Below are 14012 nucleotides of genomic sequence, written 5' to 3' on the forward strand. Positions count from 1 at the left end.
TCAGCCGGCAGCGCCCCGGTCGTGTCCGGCGGGCTGAGCCGGTTCGGCTCCCTCTCGGTTCCTGGCATCTTCTGCCGCATCGCCTGCCGTGTGTGACGACAGGCCGGCGAGCTTGTGCCCCCTCTCGCGCAGCCACTGGAATACGACATAGAGCGCGGGAATGATGAAAATTCCGAGGAGCGATGCGGCGAGCATGCCCCCGGCAACCCCCGTGCCGACGGCACGGCGGCTGAGCATGCCGGCGCCTTCGGCCGTGACGAGCGGGATCAGCCCCATGATGAAGGCAAAGCTGGTCATCATCACCGCACGGAAACGGGTGCGCGCGCCCTCCACGGCGGCATCGACGATCGGCACCCCCTTCTCCCGCTGGAACTTGGCGAATTCGACGATCAGGATCGCGTTCTTGGACGCGAGCGCGATCAGCACGACGAGGCCGATCTGGGCATAGATGTCGAAGGAGAGCCCTGCCAGCAGCACGGCGACGAGAGCGCCTGCTACGCCGACGGAGACCGAAAGCAGAACCGGTATGGGGATCGTCCAGCTTTCGTAAAGAGCCACGAGGAAGAGATAGGCGAAGAACAGGGCCAGTGCGAGGATCACCGTCGTCTGGCCCGCGGCTTCGAGTTCCTGCAGTGCCGTCCCCGTCCACTCGAAGCTGTAGCCCGGCGGCAGCGTGGCGGCGGAGACCTGTTCCATTGCGGCCAGCGCCTCACCCGAGGAGACGCCCGGGGCCGGCTGGCCGTTGAGCGTGATGGAGCGGTAATTGTTGTACCGCACGATCGATTGCGGCCCGACGATGTAGTCCACGCGCGCGACCGAGGCCACCGGGACCATATCGCCCGCGGCATTGCGTACATGCAGCCGGGAGATGTCGTCGACCGCATCGCGATCCGCTTCGGCCGCCTGCATGGTGACTTTCCAGCTCCGGCCGAAAAGATTGAAGTCGTTGACGTAATAGGATCCGAGCGTGCCCTGCAGCGTCGCGAAAAGATCGCTCACAGAGACCCCGAGCGCCTGCAGGCGATCGCGGTCGAGATCCAGATAAACCTGCGGCGAGCTCGCCGAATAGGTGCTGAATGTAGGTCCGAGCTGCGGGTTCTGGTTGGCGGCCACCATCAATCCGCCTGCCGTCGCGGCAAGCTCGGCCGGCGATCGGCCCTGGAGGTCAAGCAGCTGATACTCGAAGCCGGAGCCGGTGCCGAGACCGATAATGGGCGGCAGGTTGAAGGCGAAAACCTGGGCATTGCGGATTGCCGCACCCTTGGCCATCACCGTGCCGATCGCGGCATTGACAGATGCGCTTTCGCTCTGGCGTTCGGCGAAGGGCTTCATGGTCACGATCGCGAACGCGCTGCTGGATTTGGCGATTCCGTCGAGGAAGCTGTAGCCGGTGACGGTCGTGACGTTCGCCACGCCCTCGATTTCGCCGAGCATTGTCTCGACCTCGCGCACCACGGCGTCGGTCCTGTTGAAGGAGGCACCTTCCGGAAGGCGGATTTCGGCAAAGAAGGCGCCTTGATCCTCGCTGGGGAGGAACCCGGTCGGCACGACCCGGAACAGCCAGCCGCTGGCGCCGATCGCAACGGCAAGGAGGACCAAGCCGATGACGGCCCTGCGCGCAATGCCGCCTGCGACATGCGCATAGCCGTTGCGGGTACGGTCGATACCCCGCGAAATCCATCCGAGGACGCCGCGCTTCGGCCCGTGATGGGGCTTCAGGAGGATCGCGCAGAGGGCCGGGCTGAGGGTCAGTGCGTTAATCGCGGAAATGACCATCGACACCGAGACGGCGACGGCGAACTGCTGGAAGAGCTGCCCGCTCAGGCCAGGAATGAATGCCACCGGTACGAACACCGAAAGCAGCACGAGCGTGATGGCGACGATCGCCCCGGTGATTTCCCCCATGGCGAGGCGCGCGGCGTGTGCCGCGCTCATGCCGGGGTTTTCCTCCATGACGCGCTCGACGTTTTCCACCACCACGATCGCATCGTCGACGACGATGCCGATGGCGAGCACCAGCGCCAGAAGCGAAACCGTGTTGAGCGAAAAGCCCATCGCCAGGATCACGGCGAAGGTGCCGACGAGCGCCACCGGGACGGCGATGAGCGGAATCAGTGTTGCGCGCCAATTGCCGAGAAAGAGGAAGACGACGACGATGACGAGTGCGAAGGCTTCGAACAGGGTGTGCTCGACATTCTCCACGCTCGCCTCGACGAAATCGGACGTGTCGTAGGAGACCGTATAGGTGAGCCCCTCCGGGAAGGCCTGGGCCAGGCGCTCCATCGCCTGCTGCACGCCCTCCGTGGCGGCGAGCGCATTGGCGCCCGGCGCCTGATAGGTGCCGATCATCGCCACGGGCTTGCCGTTGATGCGGGCGGTTGAGTCGGAGGTCACAGAACCAAGTTCGACGCGCGCGACGTCGCGGATGCGCACGAAGGACCCGTCCGCCTCTGCCCGAAGCACGACGTCCTCGAACTGGGCGGGATCGGTGAGCCGGCCCTGCGTCTGTATGTTCAGCTGGAACAGCGGATCGTCGGTCATCGGCTGCGCGCCGATGCGGCCGATCGCCGCCTGGACGTTCTGGGTCTTCAGGGCGTTGACCACATCCGTCGGCGTCAGCCCCAGATTGGTCAGCCGATCGATGTCGAGGACGATCCGCATCGAATAGTCCTGGGCACCGAAGAGCGTCGCGTCACCGACCCCCGGCACGCGCTTGATCGTGTCGAGCACGTTGATCGTGGCGTAGTTCGAGAGGAACAGATTGTCGAACTCGTCATTCTCGCCGTGGATGGCGATCACCTGCATGAGCGAGGATGACTGCTTCTTGACGCTGACCCCGCTCTGCTTGACTTCGGCCGGCAGCACCGGCTCGGCAAGCGCGACGCGGTTCTGCACGTTGACGGTGGCGATATCCGGATCGGTGCCGACGGCAAAGGTCACCGTTAGCGAGTAGGTCCCGTCGGCGCCGCTCGTCGATTTCATGTAGAGCATGTTGTCGACGCCGACGACCTTGCTTTCCAACGGCTGAGCGACGGTGGCCTCGACCACGTCGGCGCCTGCGCCGGGATAGCTCGCGGTCACGCTGACCTGCGGCGGGACGATATCGGGGAACTGTGCAATCGGCAGCCTCGTCAGGGCGATCAGCCCCGCGAGCGTGAGCACGATGGAAATGACCGCGGCAAAGCGCGGACGATCGATGAAGATCCCGGAGATCATGGCTCAGCCACCCGTCGTGGTTGCGGCGACCGCGTCCACCACGATGCCCGGCCGGACCTTGCCCACACCCTCGGTTATGACGTTTTCTCCCTCCTTCAGTCCCTTGGCGACGACGGCCTGGCCGCGGCTGGAGCGGCTGACGTCGACGCGGCGAAGCTCGACCTTGGAGTTGGCGTCGACCACCATGACAAAGGCGCCCTGCTGGTCGCGCTGGACCGCCTGTTGCGGTACGGCCAGCACGTCCTGCCGATCGGACTGCTCGAGAACGACCCTAACGAGCGTCCCGTCGAGAAGCGTCCCACGGGGATTGGGAAACTCGGCGCGAACCGTAACGGTGTCGGTCCCTTGCGAGACCGTGCTCGCGACGAAGTTTATTGTGCCTTTCTCCGGGTAATCGGTACCGTTCGGAAGCGTGATGCTGACATTGGCGCCGCCGGACATCTCACCCTTTTCGACGCGCTCGCGGTAGGAGAAATAAAGGGATGTCGCGATGGGAAACTCGACATAGATCGGGTCGAGACGCGTCAGCGTCACGAGCGCTCCGCTGTCCGGCGTGACGAGGGCGCCGACATCGACGCTGGTCAGGCCGACGACGCCATCGAACGGCGCGAGGATCTTCGTGTAGGAAAGATTGAGCTCGGCATTCTGCTTACTGCCCTTGAGGCGCAGTATATCGGCCTCGGCCTTTTTCAGTTGCGCATTCGCAGTGTCGAGCGTCGCCTGCGCGACGGTATTGGTGGAGATCAACCGCTGGGCACGGTCACGTTCGAGAACGGCGAGGTCCCGTTGAGCCTCCGCTGCCGCGATCGAACCGTCGATCTCCTGCAGCGCGGCGCGATAGGCACCGTCTTCCACCTGGTAAAGGACTGTTCCCGCCGAGACCTTCTGCCCATCCTCGAAATTGACCTTCTCGAGGAATCCGGACACGCGGGCGCGGATGTCCACCTTTTGAACAGCGACGACCTTGCCGGTCAGGCCGACGCTTTCGCGCAGGTCCATGACCGCGGCCGGCGCGACGGTAACCGAGGGAGGCGGCTGTTGCGCCTGCGCATTTCCCGCCATGACGCTGACGGCGAGCAGTCCGCAAGTCAGACCGGCAGCCAGAATTCTCGAAACACGCATGCAATGCTCCCCTCAAGCGGACCCCGCACGCGTCGCGTGGATCACACCATCTATCTCGGCTCAAGCCACCCCTACACTTCGAGCGGCGCAACTTGAAATTGCTTCTCTTTCTCATGCTAGCGGGGCTGCGGCAAATAGGGAAGCGGGTTTGTCACTGCAAATCAGGCCGGTGGGATACGCCGAGGCCTGTCGACGCCGGCCGCAGGCGTCGCGTCGAACGTCCTGCCGTGCCGCGCGCCCCTGCGGCTGCGCAGTCATTTGCTTTCGATTGTAATATGCGATGCTGCAAGGGGTGGGTGCGTCCTGTGTGTGTCCAGCCGGTTCAGGCGGTCTAGAGGACGAAATAGCCCTTCTGGAGGGTGACGGCATCGTCCAGGTGTATCAAGAAATCCGCCTTCCTGTCGCCGTTCACGTCGCCGTAGATATAGGTGTCGGAGACATCGCGGACGTAGCGTAGCTCACCCTTCTTGCCGCCGAAGGCGGCGCTTCCCACGAAGCCAAACGCCTGGTCGCCGGCGGAGGACGTATTGGCATCGATCGCAGAGAGATCGATCCTGTCGGACTTTGCCGTAAAATCGAAAATGGTGTCGCGCCCGGACTTTGCCACCGTCGAATCCGAGAGCGCCTTGAAAGTGAAGCTGTCGCTACCGCTGCCCCCGTTCAGACGATCCGCGCCCGCGGCGGCATAGAGCAGGTCGTTGCCGGATTCCCCGTAGAGCTTGTCGTTGCCTTTTCCGCCGTAGATTCTGTCGGAACCGGAGCCGCCATAGAGCGTGTCGTTGCCCGTGTCTCCGTTCAGCCTGTCATTGCCCCCGTAACCCCACAGCACATTGGCTGCCTGGTTGCCCATGATCGAGTCGCCGGACGAACCTCCCTTGACGTTTTCGATCAGTGAGCGCGCATCGCCATGGTAAAGCAGCGCATTGAAAATGTTGCCGGCGGCAAAGCCGCCATTCGGGCCGCCGCCGAGCCAGGCCAGCTGGTCGATGCTGAAGGTCGAAGCGCTGCCCGGCCTGAGATCGATCTTGAGGGCGTTGGTATAGGCGCTCAAATCGTAGGTGTCGTTGCCGCCGCCGTCCCAGATGGTTGCGAAGATGCGGTTCGCGCCGGGCGAAATCCGGGCCCCGCCGTTCACGAAAGTGGTGCCGCCGCCCGGCGTCCACTTATACACCGTATTGCCGGCATTGGTCGTGAAATCGGCGCCGTACATTTCCTGAAGCGCGGCGATGTCGGCCATCATGAAGGTCTGCGGCGCGCCGAACTGCTCGTAATAGTAGCCCTCGTCGGCGCCGATATAGCCGCGATAGGTCATGATCGAATATTCGATCGAGTCGTATCGTGCGGGCGAGGCGCCGTAGACGTCACCTTCATCGCCGTGCTTCAGGCCGAGTGCGTGGCCGAGCTCGTGCAGGAGCGTGTGCCACGCATAATTGCCCGCGACCGGCTTGCGGTAGTCGTCCGCCGTGCCGGCATAGGCCGTGCCGAACCAGATGTCGCCGCCGGAGGCATCGAGCGCCGGCAGGTAAGCATAGGCGGTGTCCGGCAGCCACGATTGCGCGAACCGGATCGTCGCGGTGCTGGCGCTTCCCGCCTTGAAGCTGGCATTGGTGAATCCTTCGACCGAAAAGCCATCATTGGCCGCCGAACCGTAGGATTGCTCCATGGCGAAAAGCGCTGTTTTCGCCTGTGCCGCCGATATCGAAGTAAACCCGTAGTATTTTTCGAACCCGTAGCCGTAGCTTCCGCGCTATGTCGGGAATGCATAGGTTATCGTACCGATCCATGCGTCTCCTGTCAGCAACGAATCAACGACGCTGTTTCCGGTTGCTTTGATGAACTTAAGAGACTTTCCGGCGCCGCTCATGCGAAATTCCCGCTATTGTTGTATGTTCTGATTAGCAATTATCAGCGACATTGGCTACTATTATCGTAGGGATGCCGTAAAAGGAGCGGTTCGTGACATTTCGCAAAATTGCGCAGTTGCTTGTGCTGGGATTGACGGCAATGTCTCCGGCCATGGCGCAGGGCGCGATGAAGCCAAGCGGAGCGGAGATGCAGAAGCCACCCGACTACGAGCGGGCCGTGCGATCGGAGTTCGAGGCCGCACGGGCGGAAAATACGGTGGAGGCCTACGAGCGCTTCATCCGCCGTCATCCCGGCCATGCGCTCGTCGAGGATGCTCGAAAGGCGATGTTGCGTCTGCAGGCGCGGTGAAGCGGTGCCGCCCGGGCGGGGAAGGTCAACCTGTGACGCAATGAATCGCGCCGAGGGGCCGCACCCCCTCCGTCCTCATCCCTGTGCCCGTCACAGGGATGAGAGCAGCGCCGCGTCTGCGGCGCGGGAAGCGTTCTTTCAGCCCAAGGACTTGGTCTGGCTGGATTCCTGTGACAAGCACAGGAATGAGGGACCGGGGATGTGCGGCTACTACATCGAAGCGAAACGGGACGCTGCATACGGGCGTGACCCGGGACCGTCCGCGCCGCCTCGCTATCTTCACGGTTTATGAAAGCGCGCCGAGGGACCGCACCCTCTCTACCCTCATTCCTGTGTCCGGGCTAAACATCGAGCACAAGGATGAGGAAATCAAAAAAAGCGGCGGCGGGTGGCCCGAACCTTGACAGGGCTTAGACGGCTTCTTCGCTCTCTTTTGCCCGCAGCAGCATACCGAACAGGTCGCGCGGGTCATCCGGGTCGGCGATCATGTCGAGGTTCTGATAGAAGTCGGTTCCGGGGAGGCGATCGCGGACGTAGCGGAGCGCAGAGAAATCCTCGATCGCGAAGCCGACACTGTCGAAGAGGGTGATCTGGCGGGCGTCGCGCCGGCCCTGCGCCTCGCCCGTGACGACCTTCCAGAATTCGGTCACGGGAAAATCGGGTGCCATCTGCTGGATTTCGCCCTCGATCCGGGTCTGCGGCGGATATTCGACGAAGACGTCCGAGCGCTTCAGGATATCGCGATGCAATTCCGTCTTGCCGGGGCAATCGCCGCCGATTGCGTTGATGTGGACGCCGGCGCCGACCATGTTGTCGGTGAGAATCGTGGCGAACTGCTTATCAGCCGTACAGGTGGTGACGATCTCGGCGCCTTCGATCGCTTCCTGGGCGGACCTGCAGGACACGATCTTCAGCCCGGAACCGTCGAGGTTGCGGGCGGCCTTTTCCGTTGCTCGCGGGTCAATATCGTAAAGGCGGATGGTGTCGATGCCGCAGACGGCCTTCATCGCCAGGGCCTGGAACTCGGCCTGCGCGCCGTTGCCGATCATAGCCATGGTGCGTGCATTCTTCGGCGCCAGGTGTCGAGCAGCCATTGCCGAGGTTGCGGCAGTTCTGAGCGCCGTCAGTATCGTCATCTCGGTCAGCAGTGCCGGATAGCCCGTCGAAACCTCGGCGAGCAGCCCGAATGCGGTCACCGTCTGCAGCCCCTCGGTGGTGTTCTTCGGGTGACCGTTGACATATTTGAAACTGTAGATCCTGCCGTCCGAGGTCGGCATCAGCTCGATCACGCCGTCGCGCGAGTGGCTGGCGACGCGCGGCGTCTTGTCGAAACTTTCCCAGCGGCGGAAGTCCGCCTCGATGGCGTCCGTGAGTTCCGCCAGAACCGTTTCCACACCGAGGTGATGCACGAGGCGCATCATGTTGTCGACGCTGACGAAGGGCACCATGGCCTTGGCTGAAGGAAGCGGGGAGAACATGGGGATTCCTCTTGGCGGCTTGCTGTACTCCAGGACAGGGTAGCGATTGCGTGCGCTGGTCGAAAGCGCAAACATGTGCTAATTTCGGCACCGAATTGAGCGATTTTTCCAGTCGGATTGTGCAATATGAGCAGAACAGCGGTTGGCGATTCAGTCGTTGCAAAATACACCCCGGATGATCTGGACCGCCGGATCATTGCGCATCTGCGCGCCGACGGCCGGGCATCTCTTTCCAAACTTTCCGACGCGCTGGGCGTGGCGCGTGGCACCGTGCAAAATCGCCTGGATCGCCTGCTGGAGACCGGGACGCTTCTCGGGTTCACGGTGCGCGTCAGGGAAGACTACGACCTCAACACGGTTCATGCGGTGATGATGATCGAGGTTGTGGGGAAGTCGACGACGCAGGTTGTTCGCAAACTGCGTGGCATGCCCGAGATTTATACGCTGCACACCACCAACGGCAACTGGGATCTGGTCGCCAACATACGGGCAGCTAATCTCTCCGAATTCGACCGGATCCTGCGCGAGGTGCGAATGATCGACGGCGTGGCCAACAGCGAGACCAGTCTCCTGTTGAGCAGCGTCTGACCGGCAGCTGCCGCGCAGGGGCAGATCGGGACGATTGAAAGCCGGACCCATCCCCGTTAGGTTGCGCCCCGCATTCAATGAAGGTTTTCGTGGGGGTTGGCTTGGCGGGCCGTCGAACTTGTTTTCTGTTGGCCTGTCTTCTGCTGATGCCGGCGGCCGCCCGGGGGGAATGGCGGGCGGTCGAAAAGACAGAGACTTACGCGATCACCGGTCAGTCCGGGCCGGAGCTCTATGCTTCCATCGGCGAACGAGGACCGCAGGTGGGCGGCCTCGGGCGCGCGATCGCCCATACGAGCTTCAAGCTCACCTGGAGGCGGAAATATGAGGAGCGAGACGGGGCCTGCGTGCTGGCGTCGGCGCTGCCGAAGCTCACCATCACCTATACGCTGCCGAAACTTGCCGGAAAGCTGCCGGCCAATATTGAGGCCCACTGGCAGACCTTCATCGCCGGCGTGAGAAAGCATGAGCTGGTCCATGGCGACTTCATCAAGGAGATGGTGAGCGCCATCGAGGCCGCCACCGTGGGCCTCACCGTTGCCGACGATCCCCAATGCCGCAAGATCAAATCCGAAATGACGAAGCGGCTCGGCGAAATCTCCCGCACGCAAAGACAGAAGAGCCGCGACTTCGACAGGGCCGAGCTCAGCGACGGCGGCAATGTTCACCAGCTCATCCTCAATCTCGTCAACGGCGGCTGATGCGCGTGGCAAATCCATTCGAGGCGTCGCGCTTCAGGCTTTGGCCGAAAGGCAACACTTCTGCGCAAAAGTAAGTTGTTGTCGAGCCTGCCTCCGAATCGTCTCAATGCAACGAAAACGTGAGCCCGCCTGAGTGGCAGGCATAGCGGCACGATAGCTTTCCGTGCGGCTGACATTACTGAATTTGTTTCGGACGATCGGCCGGGGTTTCTGCCGATCATGAGCCGAAAAGGAGAAGATGCATGAAAAAGACTCTCGCCAAGGCGTTTTTCACGGTCACGATCGCGTCTGCCGCCGCGGGCGCCAATGCCGCCGATCTGACCTATCAGGAGCCGGCGCCGCCGCCGGCGGTGCAGGACGCGCGCGGCGGTGTGAAGATAGGCTATCTGGAATGCGACATCGGCGGCGGCGCCGGCTACGTGCTCGGTTCGTCCAAAGAGGTCGAGTGCGCTTTCCGGTCGCTGGGCGGCGACGTGATCGAGGATCGCTACACGGGAGAAATTCGCAAACTCGGGATCGACGTGGGTTTCACGATGCGCAGCCGGTTGATCTGGGCCGTGTTCGCGCCGACGGCAGGCTACCACCATGGTTCTTTGAGCGGTATCTATAAGGGCGCGAGCGCCGAGGCGACGCTCGGTGCGGGTGTGGGCGCCAACGTCCTCGTCGGCGGCACCTCCGGCTCTATCCACCTCCAGACGGTCAGCGTCACCGGCCAGCTCGGTCTCAATGTCGCGGCCGCGGGCACATCGATGACCCTCAACTCCGCGAATTGATGTCTTGGCCGGCGCGGCCGTTACGCCGCGCCGGGGCCGATCTCCTCGCCGTCCTCCACAAAATCACCAGCATGCCTGCCGTCATGGCCGCGAGACCGTACCATGTGACGGCATAAACGAGGTGATTGTTCGGGAAGACGACGCGCGTCAGGCCTCCGACGGGAAGCCCGCCGCGATTGGGGACACCATCCGCGTCGACGAAGTAGGGCGCGACCTCGGAGAGGCCGCGCGCCGCAGCGATCGCACCCACGTCGCGCGAATACCAACGGTTTTCCCCGGCCTTGTTCGACTGAAGGAGTGAACCGTTCGGCTCGTCCATGCGCATGAGGCCGATGACCTTCGCCTCGCCCTCGATCTGGCCTTCCCGCCGCGTCGATGCCTCACGCCTCTCCGTCGGAACGAAGCCGCGGTTTACGAGCACGGTCGTCCCATCGGCCGCCGCAAGCGGCGTTACGACCCAATAGCCGGCACCGCGCTCGGTTGCGGCATAGACCAGCGTTTCCTTCTCATGGAGGAAGCGGCCCTGGAGAGTGACGTGCCGGTATTCGTCTCGCGCGGCGGTGACGTTTGGCCAGTCGCTGCGGGGCGGCACAGGCACGGGTGCCGCCCGGACGCGCTCCTCGACCCGGGCGATCAGGTCGAGCTTCCAGGAGAGGCGCTTGAGCTGCCACGTGCCGAGCGCAGAAAAAGCCGCGATGAGCAGGAGGCCGAGGATGCTGAGGATCGCAAGCGAGAGCCGGGAGTGCTGTCTTGATGCGGCTTCGACGTTTACCATTGCAAGCTTGTCTTTGAATTCGATCTGCTGGCGCCCCTCATCCGCCTCCCGGCGCCTTCTCCCCGCAGGCGGGGAGAAGGTCCGGTGAGGGGCGAAGCTCCGACTCACGGCATGTTTTTCATCATTTCCGGGCTCATCGGCATCATGTTCGTGTTCAGGTGATGCATGACCCAGAGCGAGCCGGAAAGCGCGATGGCGACGAGAAGGATCGTGAAGATCAGCGCCATCATCGTCCAGCCGCCTTCAGAGCGGGTGTTCATGTGCAGGAAGAAGATCATGTGGACGACGATCTGGACGGCGCCGAGAGCCATGATGATCGCGGCGGTGAGGACGGCGCTGTCGAGAACGTCGGCCATCACCAGCCAGAAGGGGATCGCGGTCAGGACGACGGAGAGGACGAAGCCGGTCACGTAACTCTTCAGCGTTCCGTGTCCCGCGTCGTGACCATGGCTGTGGCCATGATGGGCCTCGAAAGCGTCCTCGTGCGAAGGTGCGTGCGTACTCATCCGAGAACTCCCATCAGATAGACGAAGGAAAAGACGCCGATCCAGACGACGTCGAGGAAGTGCCAGAACATCGAAAGGCACATGAGGCGGCGCTTGTTTTCCGGGATCAGCCCGCGTTTTGCGACTTGCGCGATGAGCACGAACATCCAGACGATGCCGGCGGTCACGTGCAGGCCGTGCGTGCCGACGAGCGTGAAGAAGGAGGACAGGAAGGCGCTGCGCTGCGGTCCGGCGCCCTCATGGATCAGATGCGCGAATTCGTAGAGCTCGAGCCCGACGAAGGCGATGCCGAAGAGCGCGGTGACTGCCATCCAGGCGAGCGTCGCTTTTTTCTCGTAACGTTCCATCGCCAGCATGGCGAAGCCGTAGGTGATCGAGGAAAAAAGCAGCATCGACGTGTTCACCGCGACGAGCGGCAGGTCGAAGAGATCGGCGGGCGAGGGGCCTGCGGCATAGTTTCGGCCGAGAACCGCATGGGTGGCGAAGAGAACCGCGAAGATCAGGCAGTCGCTCATCAGATAGAGCCAGAAGCCGAGCATCGTGCTTCCTTCGGGGTGGTGCTCCTCCGTCAGGTAGAAGGTCGGCGCCTGGTCCGCATCAAGCGCGCTTTCGGTACGGAACTCGGTCATGCTTGCACCTCGGCGGCAAGCACTTCTGTGCGCTTGCCCTCTGTGTCGGCGACGACGTTTGCGGGAATGTGGAAGTCGCGGTCATAGTTGAAGGTGTGACCGACGGCGATCACCACCATGGCGACGAAGGAGAGGATCACCAGCCACCACATGTACCAGACCATGGCGAAGGCGAAGACGACGCTGATCGCCCCGAGGATGACGCCTGTGCCGGTGTTCTTCGGCATGTGGATCGGCTTGAAGCCTGCAAGCGGCCGGCTGTGGCCGCGCTTTTTCATGTCCCACCAGGAGTCCTGATCGTGGACGAGCGGAGTGAAGGCGAAGTTGTAATCCGGCGGTGGCGAGGCGGTCGACCATTCGAGCGTGCGCCCGTCCCAGGGGTCGCCGGTCGTGTCGCGCAGTTCTTCGCGCCGCACGAAACTGACGACGAGCTGGATCAGCATCGACAGGATACCGAGCGCGATCAGGAAGGCGCCGAAGGCCGCGATGACGAACCAGATCTGCAGAGAGGGATCCTCGAACTGGCTGACGCGGCGCGTGACCCCCATGAGCCCGAGCACGTAGAGCGGCATGAAGGCGAAGTAGAAGCCGGTCAGCCAGAACCAGAAGGACATCTTGCCCCAGAACGGATCGAGCCTGAATCCGAAAGCCTTCGGGAACCAGTAGACGACGCCTGCCATCAGCCCGAAGACGACGCCGCCTATGATGACATTGTGAAAGTGGGCGATGAGGAACAGCGAATTGTGCAGCACGAAATCGGCAGGCGGAACCGCAAGCAGAACGCCGGTCATGCCGCCGAGCACGAAGGTCACCATGAAACCGATGGTCCAGAGCATCGGCACCTCGTAGCGGATGCGGCCGCGATACATGGTGAAGAGCCAGTTGAACATCTTCGCTCCGGTCGGGATCGAGATGATCATCGTCGTGATTCCGAAGAACGCGTTGACGCTCGCACCCGAGCCCATGGTGAAGAAGTGGTGCAGCCAGACGATGTAGGAGAGGATGGTGATGACGACCGTCGCATAGACCATCGAGGCATAGCCGAAGAGCCGCTTGCCGCAGAAGGTCGCGACGACTTCCGAGAAAATGCCGAAGGCCGGCAGGATGAGGATGTAGACCTCCGGATGGCCCCAGATCCAGATGAGGTTGACATACATCATCGGATTGCCGCCGAGATCGTTGGTGAAGAAGTTCGTGCCGGCGTACCGATCGAGCGTAAGAAGCGCCAGCGTCGCGGTCAGCACCGGGAAGGTGGCGACGATCAGCACGTTGGTGCAGAGCGAGGTCCAGGTGAAGACCGGCATCTTCATCATCGTCATCCCGGGGGCGCGCATCTTCACGATGGTGGCGATGAGGTTTATCCCCGACAGCGTCGTTCCGATGCCGGCGATCTGCAGGCCCCAGATGTAATAGTCGACCCCGACGCCGGGGCTGTAGTCCGCGCCCGACAGCGGCGGATAGGCAAGCCATCCGGTCCGCGCGAACTCGCCGACGAAGAGCGAGAGCATGATGATGATCGCGCCGGCCGTCGTCATCCAGAAGCTGAAATTGTTGAGGAAGGGGAAGGAGACGTCGCGCGCGCCGATCTGCAGCGGCACGACGAAGTTCATCAGCCCCGTCACGAAGGGCATCGCCATGAAGAAGATCATGATGACGCCGTGTGCGGTGAAGACCTGGTCATAATGATGCGGCGGCAAGTAGCCTTCCGAGCCGCCGAAGGCCATCGCCTGCTGCAGCCGCATCATGATCGCGTCGGAAAATCCGCGCAGCAGCATCACCAGCGCGAGGATGATGTACATTATGCCGATCTTCTTGTGGTCGACGCTCGTCAGCCAGTCGCGCCAGAGCGTCCCCCAGAAGCGGTAATAGGTGATGAGCCCAATCAGCGCGATGCCGCCGAGCGCGACGGCGAGAAAGGTCACGACGAGGATCGGCTCGTGATAAGGGATCGCGTCGAGGGTAAGCCGGCCGAAGATGAGCTTCAGAAAATCTGGATCGGAGAACATGGGAAAC

11 protein-coding genes and 1 pseudogene are annotated in these 14012 nt (G+C 62.6%); 4 read left to right on the forward strand and 8 right to left on the reverse strand.

What is annotated here, in order from left to right; translation table 11 throughout:
• From ACFHWW_RS15530 to ACFHWW_RS15540, 3 genes and pseudogenes are all read right to left on the reverse strand, one after another.
• Positions 1 to 3216 (reverse strand): efflux RND transporter permease subunit, encoded by a 3216-nt coding sequence (locus tag ACFHWW_RS15530; protein ID WP_379939114.1) that lies wholly within the window; start codon positions 3214 to 3216, stop codon positions 1 to 3.
• Between the two features lie 3 nt (positions 3217 to 3219).
• The gene (locus ACFHWW_RS15535) at positions 3220 to 4338 is read right to left on the reverse strand and encodes an efflux RND transporter periplasmic adaptor subunit (RefSeq protein ID WP_379939116.1); all 1119 of its coding nucleotides are present in this window, start codon (positions 4336 to 4338) and stop codon (positions 3220 to 3222) included.
• Positions 4339 to 4669: 331 nt separating this feature from the next.
• A pseudogene (locus ACFHWW_RS15540) lies at positions 4670 to 6202 on the reverse strand (M10 family metallopeptidase).
• Positions 6203 to 6294: 92 nt separating this feature from the next.
• Here ACFHWW_RS15540 and ACFHWW_RS15545 point away from each other — a divergent pair.
• The gene (locus ACFHWW_RS15545; protein ID WP_324763493.1) at positions 6295 to 6552 is read left to right on the forward strand and encodes a hypothetical protein; all 258 of its coding nucleotides are present in this window, start codon (positions 6295 to 6297) and stop codon (positions 6550 to 6552) included.
• A 410-nt stretch (positions 6553 to 6962) separates the two neighbouring features.
• Here the strand turns inward: ACFHWW_RS15545 and ACFHWW_RS15550 are convergent, their stop codons facing one another.
• A complete protein-coding gene (locus tag ACFHWW_RS15550) occupies positions 6963 to 8030 on the reverse strand; it encodes an ornithine cyclodeaminase (protein WP_379939118.1) in 1068 nt (355 codons plus the stop codon).
• A 126-nt stretch (positions 8031 to 8156) separates the two neighbouring features.
• On the opposite strand from ACFHWW_RS15550, the gene ACFHWW_RS15555 reads away from it, so the two are divergent.
• The 3 genes from ACFHWW_RS15555 (at position 8157) to ACFHWW_RS15565 (ending at position 10089) form a co-directional block, all read left to right on the forward strand.
• On the forward strand, positions 8157 to 8618 hold the full coding sequence (locus tag ACFHWW_RS15555) for an Lrp/AsnC family transcriptional regulator (protein ID WP_018099044.1): 462 nt from the start codon (positions 8157 to 8159) through the stop codon (positions 8616 to 8618).
• 77 nt (positions 8619 to 8695) lie between these two features.
• Positions 8696 to 9316, forward strand: a complete 621-nt coding sequence (locus tag ACFHWW_RS15560; protein ID WP_198516674.1) for a DUF922 domain-containing Zn-dependent protease — start codon at positions 8696 to 8698, stop codon at positions 9314 to 9316.
• A gap of 242 nt (positions 9317 to 9558) precedes the next feature.
• The gene (locus tag ACFHWW_RS15565) at positions 9559 to 10089 is read left to right on the forward strand and encodes a DUF992 domain-containing protein (RefSeq protein ID WP_379939121.1); all 531 of its coding nucleotides are present in this window, start codon (positions 9559 to 9561) and stop codon (positions 10087 to 10089) included.
• On the opposite strand, the gene ACFHWW_RS15570 is transcribed toward ACFHWW_RS15565, so the two are convergent.
• The 4 genes from ACFHWW_RS15570 to cyoB all read right to left on the reverse strand — a co-directional run bounded on the left by ACFHWW_RS15570 (position 10073) and on the right by cyoB (position 14005).
• Positions 10073 to 10864 (reverse strand): SURF1 family protein, encoded by a 792-nt coding sequence (locus ACFHWW_RS15570; RefSeq protein WP_379939123.1) that lies wholly within the window; start codon positions 10862 to 10864, stop codon positions 10073 to 10075. The genes ACFHWW_RS15565 and ACFHWW_RS15570 overlap by 17 nt on opposite strands.
• 104 nt (positions 10865 to 10968) lie before the next feature.
• Positions 10969 to 11370 carry a cytochrome o ubiquinol oxidase subunit IV gene (gene cyoD / locus ACFHWW_RS15575; RefSeq protein ID WP_100671475.1) on the reverse strand — a complete coding sequence of 134 codons (402 nt, stop codon included), beginning with the start codon at positions 11368 to 11370 and terminating at the stop codon, positions 10969 to 10971.
• The gene (gene cyoC / locus ACFHWW_RS15580) at positions 11367 to 11999 is read right to left on the reverse strand and encodes a cytochrome o ubiquinol oxidase subunit III (protein ID WP_379939125.1); all 633 of its coding nucleotides are present in this window, start codon (positions 11997 to 11999) and stop codon (positions 11367 to 11369) included. The genes cyoD and cyoC overlap by 4 nt, the downstream gene beginning before the upstream one ends.
• Positions 11996 to 14005: a cytochrome o ubiquinol oxidase subunit I gene (gene cyoB / locus ACFHWW_RS15585; RefSeq protein ID WP_324763497.1), complete on the reverse strand. Its 2010-nt coding sequence runs from the start codon at positions 14003 to 14005 to the stop codon at positions 11996 to 11998. Before cyoB ends, cyoC begins: the two co-directional genes overlap by 4 nt.
• Positions 14006 to 14012: the final 7 nt, after the last annotated feature.

The sequence above is a fragment of the Sinorhizobium sp. P24N7 genome (assembly GCF_042436655.1).
Lineage (GTDB): Bacteria > Pseudomonadota > Alphaproteobacteria > Rhizobiales > Rhizobiaceae > Sinorhizobium > Sinorhizobium meliloti_A.

Coding starts and splice junctions, on each gene's coding strand:
- ACFHWW_RS15550 (WP_379939118.1), bottom strand. CDS start 8,030: ATGTTCTCCCCGCTTCCTTCAGCCAAGGCCATGGTGCCCTTCGTCAGC.
- ACFHWW_RS15565 (WP_379939121.1), top strand. CDS start 9,559: ATGAAAAAGACTCTCGCCAAGGCGTTTTTCACGGTCACGATCGCGTCT.
- cyoC (WP_379939125.1), bottom strand. CDS start 11,999: ATGACCGAGTTCCGTACCGAAAGCGCGCTTGATGCGGACCAGGCGCCG.
- ACFHWW_RS15530 (WP_379939114.1), bottom strand. CDS start 3,216: ATGATCTCCGGGATCTTCATCGATCGTCCGCGCTTTGCCGCGGTCATT.
- cyoB (WP_324763497.1), bottom strand. CDS start 14,005: ATGTTCTCCGATCCAGATTTTCTGAAGCTCATCTTCGGCCGGCTTACC.
- ACFHWW_RS15560 (WP_198516674.1), top strand. CDS start 8,696: ATGAAGGTTTTCGTGGGGGTTGGCTTGGCGGGCCGTCGAACTTGTTTT.
- ACFHWW_RS15535 (WP_379939116.1), bottom strand. CDS start 4,338: ATGCGTGTTTCGAGAATTCTGGCTGCCGGTCTGACTTGCGGACTGCTC.
- ACFHWW_RS15570 (WP_379939123.1), bottom strand. CDS start 10,864: ATGGTAAACGTCGAAGCCGCATCAAGACAGCACTCCCGGCTCTCGCTT.
- ACFHWW_RS15555 (WP_018099044.1), top strand. CDS start 8,157: ATGAGCAGAACAGCGGTTGGCGATTCAGTCGTTGCAAAATACACCCCG.
- cyoD (WP_100671475.1), bottom strand. CDS start 11,370: ATGAGTACGCACGCACCTTCGCACGAGGACGCTTTCGAGGCCCATCAT.